General features: G+C 69.4%; 14 protein-coding genes. 3 read left to right on the top strand and 11 right to left on the bottom strand.

Annotated elements, in window-relative coordinates; translation table 11 throughout:
- Positions 1 to 56: 56 nt before the first annotated feature.
- From BLQ75_RS13070 to BLQ75_RS13095, 6 genes are all read right to left on the bottom strand, one after another.
- On the bottom strand, positions 57 to 872 hold the full coding sequence (locus BLQ75_RS13070; protein WP_139182976.1) for an NAD(P)H-binding protein: 816 nt from the start codon (positions 870 to 872) through the stop codon (positions 57 to 59).
- Positions 873 to 1117: 245 nt separating this feature from the next.
- A complete protein-coding gene (locus BLQ75_RS13075; protein WP_092602096.1) occupies positions 1118 to 1981 on the bottom strand; it encodes a YceI family protein in 864 nt (287 codons plus the stop codon).
- A gap of 137 nt (positions 1982 to 2118) precedes the next feature.
- Positions 2119 to 4836 (bottom strand): MFS transporter, encoded by a 2718-nt coding sequence (locus tag BLQ75_RS13080; protein ID WP_092602098.1) that lies wholly within the window; start codon positions 4834 to 4836, stop codon positions 2119 to 2121.
- The gene (locus BLQ75_RS13085) at positions 4833 to 5324 is read right to left on the bottom strand and encodes a MarR family winged helix-turn-helix transcriptional regulator (RefSeq protein WP_092602100.1); all 492 of its coding nucleotides are present in this window, start codon (positions 5322 to 5324) and stop codon (positions 4833 to 4835) included. The genes BLQ75_RS13080 and BLQ75_RS13085 overlap by 4 nt, the downstream gene beginning before the upstream one ends.
- A gap of 322 nt (positions 5325 to 5646) precedes the next feature.
- Complete coding sequence (locus BLQ75_RS13090; protein WP_244515505.1) at positions 5647 to 6141, bottom strand: MarR family winged helix-turn-helix transcriptional regulator; 495 nt, start codon at positions 6139 to 6141, stop codon at positions 5647 to 5649.
- A gap of 621 nt (positions 6142 to 6762) precedes the next feature.
- On the bottom strand, positions 6763 to 7359 hold the full coding sequence (locus BLQ75_RS13095; RefSeq protein WP_425286455.1) for a pyridoxamine 5'-phosphate oxidase family protein: 597 nt from the start codon (positions 7357 to 7359) through the stop codon (positions 6763 to 6765).
- Positions 7360 to 7877: 518 nt separating this feature from the next.
- Between BLQ75_RS13095 and BLQ75_RS13100 the strand changes: the two genes are divergently transcribed.
- The gene (locus tag BLQ75_RS13100; RefSeq protein WP_092602104.1) at positions 7878 to 9059 is read left to right on the top strand and encodes a globin domain-containing protein; all 1182 of its coding nucleotides are present in this window, start codon (positions 7878 to 7880) and stop codon (positions 9057 to 9059) included.
- 87 nt (positions 9060 to 9146) lie between these two features.
- Entirely contained in the window at positions 9147 to 9794 is a 648-nt protein-coding gene (locus BLQ75_RS13105) for a DUF1963 domain-containing protein (protein ID WP_092602106.1), read from the top strand.
- A gap of 126 nt (positions 9795 to 9920) precedes the next feature.
- Here BLQ75_RS13105 and BLQ75_RS13110 read toward each other — a convergent pair whose 3' ends face one another.
- The 5 genes from BLQ75_RS13110 to BLQ75_RS13130 form a co-directional block, all read right to left on the bottom strand.
- Positions 9921 to 10385 (bottom strand): heat shock protein transcriptional repressor HspR, encoded by a 465-nt coding sequence (locus BLQ75_RS13110; RefSeq protein WP_043569756.1) that lies wholly within the window; start codon positions 10383 to 10385, stop codon positions 9921 to 9923.
- Complete coding sequence (gene dnaJ, locus BLQ75_RS13115) at positions 10382 to 11578, bottom strand: molecular chaperone DnaJ (protein ID WP_092602433.1); 1197 nt, start codon at positions 11576 to 11578, stop codon at positions 10382 to 10384. The genes BLQ75_RS13110 and dnaJ overlap by 4 nt, the downstream gene beginning before the upstream one ends.
- 138 nt (positions 11579 to 11716) lie before the next feature.
- Positions 11717 to 12382 carry a nucleotide exchange factor GrpE gene (grpE, locus tag BLQ75_RS13120; protein WP_092602435.1) on the bottom strand — a complete coding sequence of 222 codons (666 nt, stop codon included), beginning with the start codon at positions 12380 to 12382 and terminating at the stop codon, positions 11717 to 11719.
- A gap of 83 nt (positions 12383 to 12465) precedes the next feature.
- A complete protein-coding gene (gene dnaK, locus BLQ75_RS13125) occupies positions 12466 to 14331 on the bottom strand; it encodes a molecular chaperone DnaK (RefSeq protein ID WP_092602108.1) in 1866 nt (621 codons plus the stop codon).
- A gap of 443 nt (positions 14332 to 14774) precedes the next feature.
- A complete protein-coding gene (locus BLQ75_RS13130; RefSeq protein WP_211481351.1) occupies positions 14775 to 15557 on the bottom strand; it encodes a DUF4097 family beta strand repeat-containing protein in 783 nt (260 codons plus the stop codon).
- 255 nt (positions 15558 to 15812) lie between these two features.
- Here BLQ75_RS13130 and hisG point away from each other — a divergent pair, with 255 nt between their 5' ends.
- Positions 15813 to 16679 carry an ATP phosphoribosyltransferase gene (gene hisG / locus BLQ75_RS13135; protein ID WP_092602110.1) on the top strand — a complete coding sequence of 289 codons (867 nt, stop codon included), beginning with the start codon at positions 15813 to 15815 and terminating at the stop codon, positions 16677 to 16679.
- The last annotated feature ends 758 nt before the right edge of the window (positions 16680 to 17437 follow it).

Below are 17437 nucleotides of genomic sequence, written 5' to 3' on the forward strand. Positions count from 1 at the left end.
GGGGACGTTTCGCGTGAAACGTCCCCCGACGACGGCCGGTGTCGCGGTGCCGCGCCTCAGCGGAAGGCTTCGACGTGCTCCCGCGCCCACTGCCGGAAGGTGCGCGCGGGCCTTCCCGTGATCCGCCGAACCGTGTCCGGCAGCCCCGGGTCCCCGCCCTCCGTGGAGAGCATGTCCTCGACGATCCCGGCGGGCATGTAGCGCAGCATCCGCTGCCGGGCCTGCTCGGTGCTCAGCTCCACGAACTCGACGGGGCGGGCCAGCTCCTCGGACAGCACTGCCACCCGCCGCGCGACGGTGAGCCGCTCGGGCCCGGTCAGCGGGTGGATCCGCCGCTCGTGGCCCGGCTCGGTGAGGGCCCTGGCCGCGACCGCGGCGATGTCGGCGGGATCGACGACCTGCGACCCCTCCGGGACCTCGTGGGAATACACGCTGCCGTGTTCCCTGATCGACGGCGCCCACCAGAGCGCGTTGGAGGTGAATTCCCAGGGCCGCAGCACGGTCCACGCGAGTCCGCTGTCGCGGACCGCCTTCTCCCCGGCCAGCGCACCGCTGCCGATGAAGGAGTCCGGGTGGGTCTCGGCGAGCAGCGAGGAGACCAGCACCACCCGCCGCACCCCCTCCTCCGCGGCCAGGTGGAGCATCCCCGGAACGTCGCCCGGGGAACCGAGCAGGAACACCCCGTCCACACCCGCGAAGGCATCCCGCAGCGAGGACGGATCCGCCAGGTCGCCGTGGACCACCTCGACCCCGGCGGGGAGGTCCGCCCCACCCGGATTCCGGGTGGTCGCCCGCACCGCGAAACCAGCTCCGTGCAGTTCGCGCACCAGACGGCGACCGATGTTTCCGGTCGCGGAAGTAACCAGGATCATGAGCTCTCCGAACACCGTCTCGAAACCAGCGGGTGCACCCGCCCGCGCACAGTGACCCCCAGCGGGAGTTCGCGCCCCCGGGGCGGCACGCGGACGAGTCTCGGCCTTCGAGCGCACTTGAAGTCAACGGTGTACGGACCCCGGATCACCACCGCGCCCGGTGGCCGGAAACCGCTACCGGCACGGGGAGCCCCGCCGGAGGTCTCGCGTGAGGCGTCGTACCCGCGGCAGCGAACGACGCGAGTTCAGTTCGCGCCCTCGACGAACACGGCCTGCACGTCGAGCTCGATCCGCAGCGTGGTGCCGATCGCGGCGATCCCGGTACTCAGCGACTGGTTGAAGGTCATCGCGAAGTCCTCGCGCCGCAGGACCGTGGTGGCCGTGGCCGAGGCCCTGGTGCCGCCCCAGGGGTCCGGACCGACGCCGGTGAACCTGGTCTCCAGCCGGACCGGTCGTGTCACGCCGCAGAGCGTGAGCTCGCCGTCGAGGTCCCAGCCCTCGTCCTGCCTGCGCCGCACCCCGGTGCTGGTGAACCCGATCTCGGGATACCTGGTGACGTCCAGGAAGTCCGCGCTGCGCAGGTGCTCGTCGCGCTGCGCGTTGCCGGTGTCCACGCTCGCCGCGTCGATGCTCACCTCGACCGTGGCGGACTCCACCGGCCTGGTGATCCTGATCTCGCCGCCGAAGTCGTTGAACCGGCCGTGGATGCTGCTGATCCCCAGATGTCTGGCCGTGGCACGGATCGAGGAGTGCACGGGGTCGATCCGCCAGAGCCCCGGTTCGGGCAGCTCGTCGCCGCCCCCGACCGGGGAGAGCTCCACGTCGTCCAGTTCGACGGTGCCGCCCTGCCGCACCAGCGCGGTGCGCGCCGCGGGCTGGTGCCCCAGCGCCGTGATGATCGCCGTGTAGCGCCCCGGGGGCAGCGCGTTCACCGTCGCCGCCCCTACCGAGTCGGCCGGAGCGCGTCCCACCTGGGTTCCCGAGGCGTCCGTGACGGTCAGCACCGCCTCCGGCAGCGGCCAACCGCCAAGCGAACGGACCCGCGCGGTGACCGCCCCGCTCGGGGCCGAATCGTGCTGTTCGCCAACTTCGCCCTGGCCGAGGCTCATCCGGTTGTCCTCTCCTGCGTGGGCCGCGGGGACGGCGGGCCGAATCCGCGGCTGTGGTTCGCGACGTCGCGTCGTCGGTGACCGGGAGGCCGGAAACACGCGTCCGGGCCGGCCTCCCGGCGGGAGGTCCCGCTCCACTACTCCAGACCGAGGGCGATGTCGTAGTCGACGCGCTCGTCCCGCACGCTCAGGTTGCTCGCGGCGGGCGGGTAGCCCGTGGCGATCACGGTGTAGTCCCCGTGCGGGAGGTCGGTGAACTGGTACTCCCCGTCGGCACCGGTGACGGTGGAGGCCACCACACCGCCCGAGGCGTCCAGCAGCGTCACCTGGGCCTCCGGCACCGCGTGCCCCAGCCGGGCCGAGCGGACCACGCCGCGCACCTCGGCGCCGGACTCCAGGGAGACGTCCAGGGTGGCCCGCTGCCCCTCGGACAGCGACACCTCGGTGCTGGTGGGCTGGTAGCCCTCGGCGGTGACGGTCAGGGCGTAGGAACCTCCGACCAGGTCGGTGAACTCGTAGCCCCCTCCGCCGCCGGTGCGCGCGGCGGCCACCACGGAACCGCGCACGTCGGTGAGCACCACCGTGGCGTCGGGCACCGGGACCGGCCCGCTGTGGACCATGCCGGACAGCCCGGAACCGCCGGAGAGCTCGACGTCGTGGCGCACCGTGCGGCCGGAGACCGCGACCATGGCGGCGGCGGGCTGGTAGTCGCCCGAGGCGGCGATCAGCACGTAGGTGCCGCCACCGGCGGGTTTCACCTGGTAGTGCCCCTCATCATCCGAATGGGCGCGATCGACCTGATTGCCCACCGAGTCGGTGAGCGTGAGCACCACCCCCGACAGGGCGACTCCACCGGGTCCGCGCACCACGCCGTACACCGCCGGGGAGCCGTCGTCCGGGTAGAGCGAACCGGCCAGGCTGGCACCGTGCCCATTCGGAGCGAAACCGTTGTTCGGCGGTGCGGCTGACCTGCCTCCCATCGAGTCCTCCCCAACGTTTTCCACAGACTTGTCCACAGAGTTGTCCACAGCCTCGACCGGTGTGTTCACAGGGCGCTCCACCGCCTCCGATGCGTGGCCCTCACGGGTGATCGCACGGGTGATCGGCTGCGACGAACTCGAGCTACCGGTCACCGATCCGTCGCTACCACTCGGCGAGTTGTCCACAGATTCGCTCAAGTTTTCCACAGCCCGGTGCCTGCCGGCGCCCGTCGCGTCGTCGTGCTTCTCGACGGTGGTGCGCAGCGGCACCTCGCGGATCAACAGCACGGCCAGCAGGGTGACCACGGAGATGCAGGCGGTGATGAGGAACAGGTCCCCGATGGCCTTGCCGTAGGAGTCGTGCAGGATCGCCTCGATCGGTGCGGGCAGCGCGCCGAGGTCCAGCGAGACGCCGCCGTTTCCGCCGCTCAGCGGCGGTGTCGGCCCGGGGAGGTCCGCCATCCCCTCCCTGGCGTACTCGCTCACCCGGTTGCCCAGCACGGCACCGAGCACCGAGACCCCGGCGGAGCCGCCGAGGGTACGGAAGAACGTGACCACCGAGGTCACCGAGCCCATGTCCCTGATGTCGACGCTGTTCTGCACCGCCAGCACGAGGTTCTGCATCAGGGCGCCGACGCCGATCCCCATGAGGGCCAGGTAGAGGTCCACCAGCGGCAACGGGGTGTCGGAGTCGATCGTGCTCAGCAGCCCCATCCCCACGGTCAGCACCACGCTGCCGCCGATGAGGAAGGGTTTGATCCTGCCGGTGACCCGGGAGATGATCTGCCCGGTCACCGTCGACGAGACGAACAGGCCGAGCACCATCGGCAGCGTCATCAGCCCCGCCTCGGTCGGGGTGTAGCCGCGGCCGAGCTGGAAGTACTGCGCCAGGAAGACCGCACCGCCGAACATGGCGGTGCCGACGGAGACCATGGCCACGACCGCCAGCGAGACCGTGGGGTTGCGGAACATCCCCAGCGGCACGATCGGCTCGCGGACCCTGGTCTCGATGATCACCGCGAGCACCACCGCGACGATTCCGCCGCCCACGAACCCGAGCGTGGCCCAGGAGACCCAGTCGAACTGCTTGCCCGCCAGCGAGACCCAGGCCAGCAGCAGGCTCACCCCGCCGACCAGGAACAGCGCGCCGAACCAGTCGATGGATACGTCCCGCTTGATCACGGGCAGCCGCAGCACGCGCCCCAGCACCAGGAAGGCGATCACCGCGATCGGCGCGGTCACCCAGAAGCACCAGCGCCAGCCCAGCGGTGAATCGACGATGAGCCCGCCGACCAGCGGGCCGCTGGTGGTGGCGACGGCGAAGGTGGCGCCGATGTAGCCGGTGTAGCGGCCCCGGTCGCGCGGGGCGACCATGGCGGCCAGCACCACCTGGATCAGCGCCTGCATACCGCCCATGCCGACGCCCTGGATGGCGCGGAAGCCGATGAGCATCCCCATGGACTGCGAGAAGCCGCCGAGCACCGATCCGATAGTGAAGATCGCGATCGCCAGCTGGTAGAGCAGCTTCTTGCTGAACAGGTCCGAGAGCTTGCCCCAGATGGGCGTGGTGGCCGTGGAGGTCAGCAGCATGGCCGTGACCACCCAGGTGTACTGGCCCTGTGTGCCGTTGAGCTGGGCGGTGATCCTGGGCAGCGCATTGGACACGATCGTGGTGCTCAGGATCGCCACCAGCAGGGCCAGCAGCAGCCCCGTCAGCGCCTTGAGCACCTGGCGGTGCGTCATGGGCTGCCCGGCTCCCCCGCTGCCGTCGGCACCGCCGGTCGCGGATGTCTCCCGCGCGGGGTGCCGAGCATCGGCGGTCTCCCCGGGCGGGGCGGCCCCCGCCTCGGTTCCCGCGACGTTCGACGTGGTCATCGGTTCCCTTCCTTCGCCGCGTCCTCCGGATTGGTGAGCAGCTGCCGGGAAGCGGCCAGCAGGTCATCGGAGAAGGCGCGCAACAGCTCGTCGAGCTCGGCGAGCCGCTTGTCGTCCCAGTCGCTGAGCGCCACCTCGCTGAGCCAGCGGGCCTTCTGCCGCTCGCGCTCCGCCAGTGCCGCGCGCCCCCGCTCGGTGGCCCGCAGCAACGAGACCCTGCGGTCGGAGGGATCGGGCCTGCGCTCGATCAGCCCCTCCTGTTCGAGGTGTCCGAGCTGCCTGCTCACCACGGAGGCGTCCACGACCCGGTTGTGGGCCAGGTCGGACGCCCTGGACTCGCCGCCGTGCACCAACTCGGAGAGCAGCCCGGTTCCCGAAGTGGTCAGTTCGTTGTCGTGTTGCGCCCGCTGCATCGCGACCTGCCTGAGCCCCAGCAGCTTGCGGAGCGGTTCCAGCAGCCGCTCGCAGGATTCGAAGTGCGATCCCATCGCGCGTTCCTTTGGTTGGTACAAGCAACTATAAGGATAGTTAGTTTCAGCAAGCAACTTCATTTTCGGGGACAGAGACCGAGGTCACACCCGAATCGGACGAACCGGACGCCGGGTCCGCCCGTCAGGCGCCGACCGGACGAGCAGCCCCGACGAACCAACACGGGACCACGGGCACGCCGCCTCACCCGATCCGCGCCGCTGCGCGCGTCGGACGCGCCACGAGGCGGGAACACCACCGCACCGCGCGCCACCGCGGCCGGGGCTCACCGCAAGGTCGCCTCCCGCCCGTACCCGGCCCGACAGGAGCGGCACACCCCGGTCAGTACATCGCGTTGAGCTTGCCCAGCAGCCTCGCGAACTGGTGAAGATCCTCGGTGGACCACTGCACGAAGTCCTGCCGCAGGTGGCGGGAGCGACGCTGCCGCGCGCGGTCCAACCGGCTCCTGCCGGACTCGGAGAGCTGGATCAACCTCGCTCTGCCGTCCTCCGGATCGGGGACACGGCGCAGCAGCTCCAACCGTTCCAGGTTCGCCAGCTGCCTGCTGACGGTGGACTTGTCCAGGCCGATGCGTTCGGCCACCTCGATGGCACGCAACGACCCCGCGTCGGCGACCATGAGCAACAGACCGTAGGAGGCGGGATCGAGCTCGGGGTGGACCTCGGCCGCCACCTCCAGCGACATCTTGCGGGCACGGCGGAACATCATCGCCAGTTCGCGCTCGACCTCGGCGGCGGCCTTCTCACGCTCGGTTTCGACCGAAGCCCGCTCGTCGGACTCCACTCCACCGGATCCGCCCGGAAGTTCTTCGGTCACGGCTTCGTCCTCCCAACGCCGACACCCCAAGTTTGACGGTGGCCCACGGCGCCCCGGCAGCCGGTCCTTCAACCTGAATCGCGCCGGAACACCGCGCGGGGAACCGACATCCGGTGCGGCGACACGGTCCCGGCGACGTCGATTCCCCGCGAAGTCGCCGCGCAGGTGAGGCGGTCGGGGCCGGGTGGGCATCGACTTCTCGCGAAACCGACGCGCCCTCGGTGCGGTGTCGAGTTCCCGCCACTCACGCAGAACCGACCCCCGCCCCAGCGGGCCGAACTCCCGCCATCCTCGCGATCGGCCACCGCCGCGGGTTCTCGCGCGGCTCTCGCGAGGACGCCGGAGACGTCGTGCAGTACCACCCGATGTCGGGCCTGCCGCGACGAGAGCCGCGCGCGAGGTTCCGCCACCGCCCCGACGGGCAGGACGAGAAGTCGTGGTCTCAGTGCTGTCCTTCACACGGCTCGCGCAGCGCGCGTGTCCCCGGTGCGTGAGTCGGACGCATCGCGAGGCGGTGCCGCTCGCCGCGTAGGAGGCTACGCACCAGTCGGCCCAACGCCGCGAGGGCCGACTCACGTGCCGGTACCCGGCCACGCGCACGAGCGCTGATGTGAACTCTCATCAGTCGTGCTGGGGTTGCGTCCGGTGCCAGGGTCGCGGCGTCCCCTTGGCCGCGAAGTAGTCACCGCCCTTGCGCTTGACGTCGTCGGTGCCCCACGCCCGGTTCCGCGAGACCGGCGCCATGCGGGGAATGTGCTTGCGGCAGTGGATGTAGGCCTCCTCGACCTGCACGACCACCCAGCGCTCCGGTTTGCGGCCGCGCTCGAAGTCCGAGCGCAGCCCGGGGTGTATCGCCCTGAGGTCGGCGTCCTCCAGGATCCTGGCCTTGCCGTTGACGTGGAGCCCGATCAGCGCGTCGACGAAGTCGACCAGCAGGATGCCGACGTGCGGGTTCTCGCTGATGTTGCCCAGACTCGCCATGACACCGTTGCCCCGGTACTCGGGATAGGCCACGTGGCGGTCGCCCAGTACCTCGATGAACCCCTCGGGACCGGCGCGGAGACTGGAGTCGCACTCGCCGTGCCCGTCGGCGGTGGCGATGAAGGCCATGCTCATCGAGCGAACGAACTCCTTCATCCGCTCGTTGAGGTGGTCCAACACCTGGTCCTCGTAGAACTTGCGAGCACGGCGTTCGGTGTCGTAGGCGCTCTGCAACAGGTGCTCGCCCGCCGATCCCGGAAGCGCGGAGTGCTCCTCCTCGGCCGCGAATGGGTCCTCGGGCCGGTGGGGCCCGACGGATTGGTCCGGAATGGACTCCTGCGGGCGCACCGGGCGCAGGGTGGGGCGGGTCGGACCGTCGTCGTAGCGGCTTCCACCCTCCCGGGAGGACTCGGAACGCGTTCGCCCCGAATCGCGCGGTGACGAATCCGCCAGTTCCAGGTCCAGCAGTTCAGCCGTCGCCATGCCACTGGGACGACGGGATTCGAGATGGGGTAACCAGTCCGCGATCACGCGCCTCACCGTGTCACGTCGCGATTGGGATGCAAGATACTGAAAAAGATTCAACACGAGCGTGTGAGCTGTTGTGACGATGTGTATTAAACAACCACTCGAAGGTGGCATCAAGGGTCACACAACCCCAAAAAGGGGTTAGAGTCTCGGGCAGTCGGGGGACATGTATCCGGATACCGTGCCGGAACGACACGGCCGCCTATGTGGAGAGAATCGCCCGAACCATGACAGCCAACGCCGCTTTACACCCCGAACAACCCGGCGGCTCAGCTGATCGCGAGCGCCCGACCGACATCAACAACACGGTTCGGCTGATCAGGGAGAGCTGGGCCGTGGTGGAACCGCACGCCGAGGAGGTCTCACGGTTCTTCTACGGCATGCTGTTCAGCATCGCCCCCAGCACCCGTGAGCTGTTCCCGGTGAACATGGAGGTGCAGCGGAGCAGGCTGCTGCGTGCTCTGGTGCACGTGGTGCAGATGGTCGACCGGCCGGAGGAGCTCACCCCGTTCCTGCAGCAACTGGGCAGGGATCACCGCAAGTTCGGCGTGGTCGCCGAACACTACGAGGCGGTCGGGACGGCACTGATCGCCTCGATCAAGAAGCACGCGGGCACCGCCTGGAACGAGGCCGTGGAGCGGGCGTGGGCGGAGGCATACACGGTGATGGCCACGACCATGACCGACGCTGCCTCGAAGGACGAGGGCCCGGCCTGGTACAACGGCGAGGTCGTGCACCACGAGCGGTTGAGCTGGGACATCGCCATGGTGCGCGTCAAGCCCGAGTACCCCGTGCCGTACCAGCCCGGCCAGTACGTCAGCGTCGAGGTGCCGCAGCGCCCCAGGATGTGGCGTTACCTGTCCCCGGCCAACCCGCCCTCCGAGGACGGCACGATGGAGTTCCACGTGCGTGCCGTGCCGACCGGCTGGGTGAGCCGCGCCATCGTGGGGCACGCGCAGCTCGGCGACCAGTGGCGCATGGGAGCCCCGATGGGCAGGCTCGGCGTGGACCGGGAATCGGAACGCGACGTGGTGATGCTCGCGGGCGGCACCGGACTCGCACCCATGCGGTCGATCATCCAGGACCTGGCACAGTACGGGAACAATCCCGAGGTCCACCTGTTCTACGGGGGACGTACCAGGGACGACCTGTACGAGCTGCGGAACCTGCGACAGGTCGCCATGAGCAACCCCTGGCTGAAGGTGATCCCGGTGCTGGACGACGACCCTTCCGCCCCGGGCGCCGAGCACGGCACACTGGCCGAGGCCGCCGCTCGCTACGGCACCTGGCAGGACCACGACGTGCTGGTGAGCGGTTCACCGGAGATGATCCGAAACACGGTCTCCGGGATGATGGTCGCGGGCACTCCGCTGGAGCGGATCCACTACGACCCGTTCACACTGGACTGAGCTCTCACCGGTCGCCCGGGGGCCGGATCACGGTCTCTCCACCGCTACCGGCCCCGCCCGTCGCGGCGGAGTCCGGGACGGACATCCGTGGCCGTCGGCGGGAAGAACCACGCCGAGGTCCGCTTCGGCGGTGATGCGCTACTACCACCGGACACGACATGGCCACACCATGAATCGAGACCGCTCGAACCGCTCGCCGTCCTCGACCTCGCCGCCGTCGCACCGCTGAATCCCGAGCTGCCACCGCCCCGGCACGGGGTGTTCAACCTGTTCTACATCGAGAACCTGCTGTCCAGCGACTCGGTGGCGGCGGGCGAATACGAGAGCTGCCGGGTCGTACTCGCCGACCCGGAAACGGCGGCGCGGAAGCACTCCCCCAGGAGCGTGCAGCGCCATCGTGAACGGGCGCTGTACGGCCGGGAAAGCTTCACGATCCCGGATTTCGAAGATGTGGTGTACGAGCTGACGGACCTGCCGGATACGACAGCGGAGACTTACGATGTGCTCGGCGAAGCAGAGACCGAACCCCGGCACCGGATCGGTGGGTGGCCCAACCTGGTTCGAAATCCGGTGCTCGACGACTCCGGAGAGGTTCACTTGCCGGCCCAGCTGGACAGCGAGGAACGGATGAAGTGGCGCTGGGGCGACTCCGGCAGCCTCCACTTCCTCGCCGAGGGAATGGACCTGAAAGCGGGCGAGTTCGGTCGCGTCCGGCTGGAAACGCAGTGCTGCTGATCGGCTCGCAACCAAGTGCGAGCCGACAGCGAGCCGAGCACCGCCGGTGTTGATCGAACCCGCCACCGATTCCGGTGACCGTCCCGGAAAGTCGCGGAACCGCCAGTCGCGGAACCGTCAGCGGCGTCAGCGACGGCGCCGCTCGGGCTTCCAGACCACCAGCGCCGTCTCCTGCCGCACGGGCACCAGGTCGCGCCGGTAGGAGGCGTGCACCCGTGCGGCGGCCTGTTCGGCCGCGGCGTAGGCCGCCGCGACCTCCTCGGTGAGTTCCTTGACCTTGTCGCGCAGTGCGTCGACCTGGTTCTCCAGCTCGATGATGCGCTTGATGCCCGCGAGGTTCACGCCCTCCTCCTGGGAGAGCCGCTGAACCTCGCGGAGCACCGCGATGTCGCGCGCGGAGTAACGCCTGCCACCGGCCGGGGTCCGGCCCGGCGAGACGAGACCCAGCCGGTCGTAGCTGCGGAGCGTCTGGGCATGCAGCCCGGACAGCTCCGCGGCGACCGAGATCACGAAAACCGGGGTGTCCTCGGAAGCACCCGGTGGGAATCCGGCCATGCCACCGGATTCCGCAGCGGACTCACGCGCGGTCATTCCGCCCTCCGGACCAGCTCGTTCAGCTCGGCTCTGGGGTCGTGCTGCTCCGTCGCCTCGGCATAGGCACGCAACGCCTCGGCGGCCTTGCCGTCCAACTTGTTCGGAACGGCCACCTGCAACGTCACCAGCAAGTCCCCGCTGCTGCCGTCCTTCTTGCCGATACCCTTGCCGCGCACCCGGAGAGTGCGACCGCTGTCGGTGCCCGCGGGCACCTTCACCGATACCTTGCTCTCCAGGGTCGGCACGGTCAACGTAGCGCCCAACGCCAGTTCGGGGAAGGTCACCGGGACGGTGATCGTGAGGTCGTGCCCCGACCTGCCGAACACCCGGTGGGGGTTGACGTGCACCACGACGTAGAGGTCGCCCGAGTTGCCGCCGTTGCGGCCGGGTTCGCCCTGGTGCGCCAGCCTGATCCGTTGGCCGTCGGAGACGCCCTGCGGAATCCGCACGGTCAACGTCCTGGTGCGGGTGCTGACGCCCTCACCCCGGCACTCCTGGCACGGATTGTCGACGACCCGGCCACGTCCACGGCAGTCCGGGCAAGGCTCGCTGAACGCGAAGGCCCCCTGGTTCCGCGTGACCGCACCCTGCCCGGCGCAGGTCGAGCACGTCCGAGGACTGGTTCCCGGACGCGCGCCCGAACCGTGGCAGGTGGAGCACGTGGTGGGGCTCGAGAGCCGCAGCGGAACGGTCGCGCCCTTCACCGCCTCGGTGAAGTCGATGCGGACCTCGGTCTCCACATCGGACCCCCTGCTCGGCCTGCTGGCCGTACCGGCACCGCCCCTGCGGTTGCCGAACAGCCCGCCGAACAGATCGCCGATCCCACCGGCCTGACCGGCGGCACCACCGCCGAACAGGTCACCGATGTCGAAACCGGGACCGCCCGCGCCACCGGGTTGGCCGCCGAAGCCGCCACCGAAACCGCCGAAGCCGCCCTGGCCGCCGCCTCCGGCGGCGAACAGCCTGCGCGCCTCGTCGTACTGCTTGCGCTTCTCCGGATCGGAGAGCACGCCGTAGGCCTCGGAAACGGCCTTGAACTTGTTCTCGGCCTTGGTGTCGCCCGGGTTGGCGTCGGGGTGGTTCTCCCGGGCCAGCTTCCGGTACGCCTTCTTGATCTCGTCGGCCGAGGCGTCGGAGGAGACGCCCAGTTCGGCGTAGAAATCCTTGTCGAGCCATTCCCTGGCACTCACCGGACGTCCCTCCTTCCGTCCCGATCCGTCGACGTGCACCACAACGGCCCACCGGACAGCGGTGACCGGCCCCGTGAGGACGCCGGTGCGAGCCCGTAACGGTTACTGAACACGGCAGTTCCTAAGCAGTCTCGTGAATCAGCCTTGTTCGGACGTCTCGCCCTGCGACTCCGGCTCGGCACCGTCGCCCGCGGGTTCGTAATCGGTGACTCCGACCATCGCCGGACGCAGCACCCGATCACCGAAGCGGTAACCGCGCCGCAGCACCGTCGTCACCGTGGGCCCGGAGACCTCGGAGGAGGTCTCGTGCTGGACGGCCTCGTGCACACTCGGGTCGAACTCCTCGCCCTCCTGGCCGAAGCCCTCCAGACCGGCCTCGGACAGCGCGGACTTGAGCTTGTCCGCGACCGCCTTGAACGGACCGGTCAGATCGCCGTGCGAATCGGCACGTTCGAGGTCGTCCAGCACCGTGAGCAGGGATTCCGCCACGGACGCCTTCGCGTTGTTGATCACCGACTCCCGGTCGCGCTCGACGCGCTTGCGGTAGTTGGCGTATTCGGCCTGAACACGCTTCACGTCGGCGGTGAGCTCCTCGACCTGGCGACGCAGCTCGGTCTCCGCGTCCGAGGCGGGAGCCTCGGCCTCGGCGGCGGTCTCCACGGCCTCCGCCTCGGCGGCGACCTTGGCGAGCTCGTCGTCCAACGACCCGGACATGCTGTCGGTCACCTCACCGGCATCCGACTCGCCCCCGTCGCCGGACCGGCGCTCGCCCGTCTCCGGGTCGATCCTGCGCCGGTCCCGCACGACGACGGGCTCCTGCTCGCCCTCTTCACCCGTGCCGGAGGCCTGCTGCTGCGGCCCCCCGTCCTGTTCTGGCTTGTTCGGAGTCACTTCTTCTTCTCGTCCTCGTCGTCGACGACCTCGGCGTCCACCACATCGTCAGCACCGGAGGACTCGGAGGAGCCCGTGGCCTGACCGGCCTCGCCACCAGCGGCGCCGGCCTCGGCCGCACCCGACTCGTTGTAGAGGGCCTGGCCCAGCGACTGCGACTCGGTGGCCAGCTTCTCCACCGCCGACTTGATGGCGTCGGAGTCCTCGCCCTTCAGCGCCTCGTTGACCTCGTCGATGGCGCCGCGGACCTTCTGCTTGGCCTCGTCCGGCAGCTTGTCGTCGTTGTCGGAGAGGACCTTCTCGGTCTGGTGGACCATGGACTCCGCCTGGTTGCGGGTCTCGGCCTCCTCGCGCTTCTTGCGGTCCTCCTCGGCGTGGGCCTCGGCGTCCTTGACCATCTGGTCGATGTCCTCCTTCGGCAGCGCGGAGCCGCCGGTGATGGTCATCGACTGTTCCTTGCCGGTGCCCTGGTCCTTCGCGTTGACGTGCACGATGCCGTTGGCGTCGATGTCGAAGGTGACCTCGATCTGCGGCACGCCGCGCGGCGCGGGCGGCAGCCCGGTCAGCTCGAACATGCCGAGCTTCTTGTTCTCGGCGGCCATCTCGCGCTCGCCCTGGAAGACCTGGATCTGCACCGAGGGCTGGTTGTCGTCGGCCGTGGTGAAGGTCTCCGAGCGCTTGGTCGGGATGGTCGTGTTGCGCTCGATCAGCTTGGTCATGATGCCGCCCTTGGTCTCGATGCCCAGGGACAGCGGGGTGACGTCGAGCAGCAGCACGTCCTTGACGTCGCCACGCAGCACACCGGCCTGCAGGCCCGCGCCGACGGCGACGACCTCGTCCGGGTTGACGCCCTTGTTCGGCTCCTTGCCGCCGGTCAGCTCCTTGACCAGGTTGGTGACGGCGGGCATGCGGGTGGAGCCGCCGACCAGCACCACGTGATCGATGTCGCCGACCTTGATCCCGGCGTCGCGCAGCACGGCCTCGAACGGCTTGCGCGTGCGCTCCAGCAGATCCGAGGTGATCCGCTCGAACTCGGCCCTGGTCAGGGTCTCGTCGAGGAACAGCGGGTTCTTGTCCGCGTCAACGGTGATGTAGGGCAGGTTGATGTTGCTCTGCGCGGAGCTGGAGAGCTCGATCTTGGCCTTCTCGGCGGCTTCCTTGATCCGCTGCAGCGCCATCTTGTCCTTGGTCAGGTCGATGCCGTTGGCGCTCTTGAACTTGTCGACCAGCCACTCGACGATGCGCTCGTCCCAGTCGTCACCACCCAGGTGGTTGTCACCGCTGGTGGCACGGACCTCGACCACGCCCTCGCCGATCTCGAGCAGGGAGACGTCGAACGTCCCGCCACCGAGGTCGAAGACCAGGATGCGCTGTTCCTTCTCGCCCTTGTCCAGGCCGTAGGCCAGGGCGGCGGCCGTCGGCTCGTTGACGATGCGGAGCACGTCGAGCCCGGCGATCTGGCCCGCCTCCTTGGTGGCCTGCCGCTGGGCGTCCTCGAAGTACGCCGGAACGGTGATGACCGCCTCGGTGACGTCCTCGCCGAGGTAGGCCTCGGCGTCCCGCTTGAGCTTCATCAGCACGCGCGCGCTGATCTCCTGCGGGGTGTACTCCTTGTCATCGATGGTGGTCTTCCAGTCGGTGCCCATGTGGCGCTTGACCGACCGAATGGTGCGGTCGACGTTGGTCACCGCCTGGTTCTTGGCGGGCTGCCCCGTGAGCACCTCGCCGTTCTTCGCGAACGCGACGACGGAAGGCGTCGTGCGCGCACCCTCGGAGTTGGCGATGACCGTGGACTCACCGCCCTCCAGGACGGAAACGACGGAGTTTGTCGTCCCGAGGTCGATACCGACCGCTCGCCCCATTGAAGTCTCCTCCAGCGTGTTGTTTCTCTGCCTAGGACTGATAACTCCTGAGCCCTACTGACTCAAGTAGTACCGAAACCGAGTCCGATCCGTCAAACCGACTTTGAGTCCCGGCGACTCAAGGTTTCTGCCTGACCAACGCGTGACCAGCCACGAGTGTTCCGAAACGACCCCCGCACGGGGTGTGATTCGTGCCGCTGGGACCTGCTCCCGCGAAGGTTCTCGCCACCGGGCGGGATCGTCGGCCACCGCGCCGACAGCGGACCGGCGCGCGGCGGACGGATCGGAGACCGCCCGGCGGAATTCCGACCGCCCCGGCCCACCCGGCCCCGGCAGCGACCGACTCCGCACCGAACGGGCCACTTCCGGGGGATTCCCAGCCAGGGGCACCAACAATCACGCCCCCGCCAACGAGCGGGGGCGTCGCCTGCGTCTCCCTCGGATCAGGAGCTCTCGACCTCTATCGATCCGCTGCCGGTGGAAAGCCGCAGCGAACGCTCCGCGTCCGAGTCGCGGGGCACCTCGACCTCGGTGGAGCCACTTCCGGTGTCGGCGCGAACGCTGTACTCCTCGGCCGGGACGGTGAGCTCGATACCGCCGGAACCGCTGTCGGCGCGCACGGCGCGGGGATCGGACAGCTCCAGGGAGATCCGACCCGAACTGGTGCGGGTCGTCACCTCCCCGGCGCGGATCGCCTCGCCCTCGATCCCACCGCTGCCGGTCTCCACGTCCACGGGGCCACCGATTCCGGCCAGCTCGATGCTCCCGGAACCGGTGCGGGCCCTGACCGCTCCGTCGATGTCGCGCAGCTCCAGTCCACCCGAGTCCACCCGGACGTCGGTCGAGGACATGCCGGTGACGTCCAGCGAACCGGCCCCGAGCTCTCCGGTGACCGGAACCCGCCGGGGCAGGGTGACCTCGTAGTCCACCTCGCAGTTCCAGCCGCAGTCGGTGTCGAGCACGAGCGCGCCGTCATCGATCCGGTAGGAGGTCTCCTGGCTCCGCCCCCAGCCGCTCCACCAGCCGTCGCGCTCCTCGCGGACCCGCGGTTGGGCACCGGCCCGGTAGCTGATGTCCACGCTGCCACTGCCCGAACGCAGCTCCACGGCGGAAACCCCCGAGGGCGAGCCGTTCCGGACGTCCGAGGGCCCTCCCCACGCGAGCACCGCACCACCCAGCAGAACGAGTACGGCCCCACCGACCGCGAGCCCAGTGCGCATCGTCATCACTCCCGGTTCCAGCGGATTCCTCGGTCACCCGGCACGGTCAAGCTACCGCCGGCGGAGCCGGGGCGGCATCGGTGAATCCCCCGGAACCGTCCCGGATCCCCCGAAAGCGCGGCTCCGGGAGCCGGCCCCGGAGCCGCCGAGCGCACGGAGATCCGGGGCACTCCCTCCTTCGACACGGGGAGCGCCGGAAGGCCGGGGGCCGGAACCATTAGAATCGTTCCAGGAGGCCATACGCCGTATTGAGGATGCCTGATGTTGCGCGTCGCCGTCCCGAACAAGGGATCGCTGCACGGTCCGACCACCCAACTGCTGGAGGAGGCGGGCTACCGGCTGCACCGCGAACATCGCGCCCTGTTCGCCGAGGACCAGGCCAACAACGTGCGGTTCATCTTCTGGCGGGCCAGCGACATCGCGCGCAACGTGGGCGCCGGGGTGCTCGACGTCGGGATCACCGGGCAGGACCTGCTGGCCGGGGCGGGCACGGCGGAGACCACCACCGAGCTGCTGCGACTCGGGTTCGGCAGTTCGCGGTTCTACTTCGCGGTAGCCGCCGACGGGCCGATCGAATCGGTGGCCGAGTTGGACGGCAAGCGGGTGGCCACTTCGTTCCCCAAGCTCGCCGAGCAAGCCGCGGCGCGGCACGGCATCCGCGTCGAGCCGGTCGAGCTGGACGGGGCCGTGGAGACCGCCGTGGAACTGGGCCTGGCCGACGCGATAGCCGACGTGGTCGAGACGGGCTCCTCGCTGCGGGCCGCCGGGCTCGTCACCCTGGGCGAGCCGATCCTGCGCTCCCAGGCGGTGCTGGTGCGCGGCTCCGGCGCCACCCTCGGCGAGGAGCGCGAACACGCCGTCGAGGTGTTGCGGCAACGGCTGCGCGGTGTGCTCGACGCCCGATCCTACGTGGTGATGGACTACAACTGCCCGCAGTCGGCCCTGGAAACGGCGACGGCGATCACCCCGGGCAAGGAGTCGCCCACCATCTCCAACCTCACCGAACCCGGTTGGGTGGCGGTGCGGGCCATGGTGCCCCGCGCCGACGTGCAGGACGTGATGGACAAGCTCGCCGAGGTGGGGGCGACCGAGATCCTGGTGACGCGGCTGGAGGCGTGCAGGCTCTGAGCCGCGTACGACCGTCGGCGGGCCGACCAGCGGATGCGGGAAAGGGCCCCGTCATCACTCCGTCGGCTCGGTGCGACGGGGCGAGTCCACTACGGAGTCCCACCACCCGTGGTCGGACCGCGAGAACGGTCGCTTCGACGCTCGCCAGGCGCGGAACACGTGCCGGACAGACGTCCGGGAACGGGCAAGGCTCATCGAACGTCTCGAACCGACTCCCGAGTAGCGGTCCGCACCGCTGAAGAGACCGGAAAGCGGCCTCGGTGCGAGTGGTGGGCATCCGGGCCGGATCGTCGTCAGCCAGGTGCGCGACCAGCCCCGCCCCGCGTCGACCGCGGGGCGGTAACACCCTCGCGTACTGGCTGAACAGCGCTCATCGCCGGGACGGATTCACGTCACCCCGGTGGTCGTCAAGCTGCTGTGTCGGCTCACAGCACACGCCCTCTCCGGACTCCGGCAGCACTTCCAGCGGGCTGTATCACCCGTTCGACCGCCACGAACAGCTGGAGCGCACCGCGGAGCTTCGGCGAATTCGATGACGTCGCCCCACGAAAGACCGAGGGAAGTCACGACACGGCGACACCCGGCGATGTCCAGCACCGGCACCGCCCTTACCCGGTCAGGACAGCTCGGGCGGCGAAGCACCTGAGCACGGCACCCGGTTCCGGAGCGATCGACCGGGCAGGCTTCCACAGCGATCTCCTGTTGACCAAATACATTGATGTACATACACTTTTCTTGCGAGTTCACACCCGAATGAA

Source organism: Actinopolyspora xinjiangensis (assembly GCF_900104475.1).
Classification (GTDB): domain Bacteria; phylum Actinomycetota; class Actinomycetes; order Mycobacteriales; family Pseudonocardiaceae; genus Actinopolyspora; species Actinopolyspora xinjiangensis.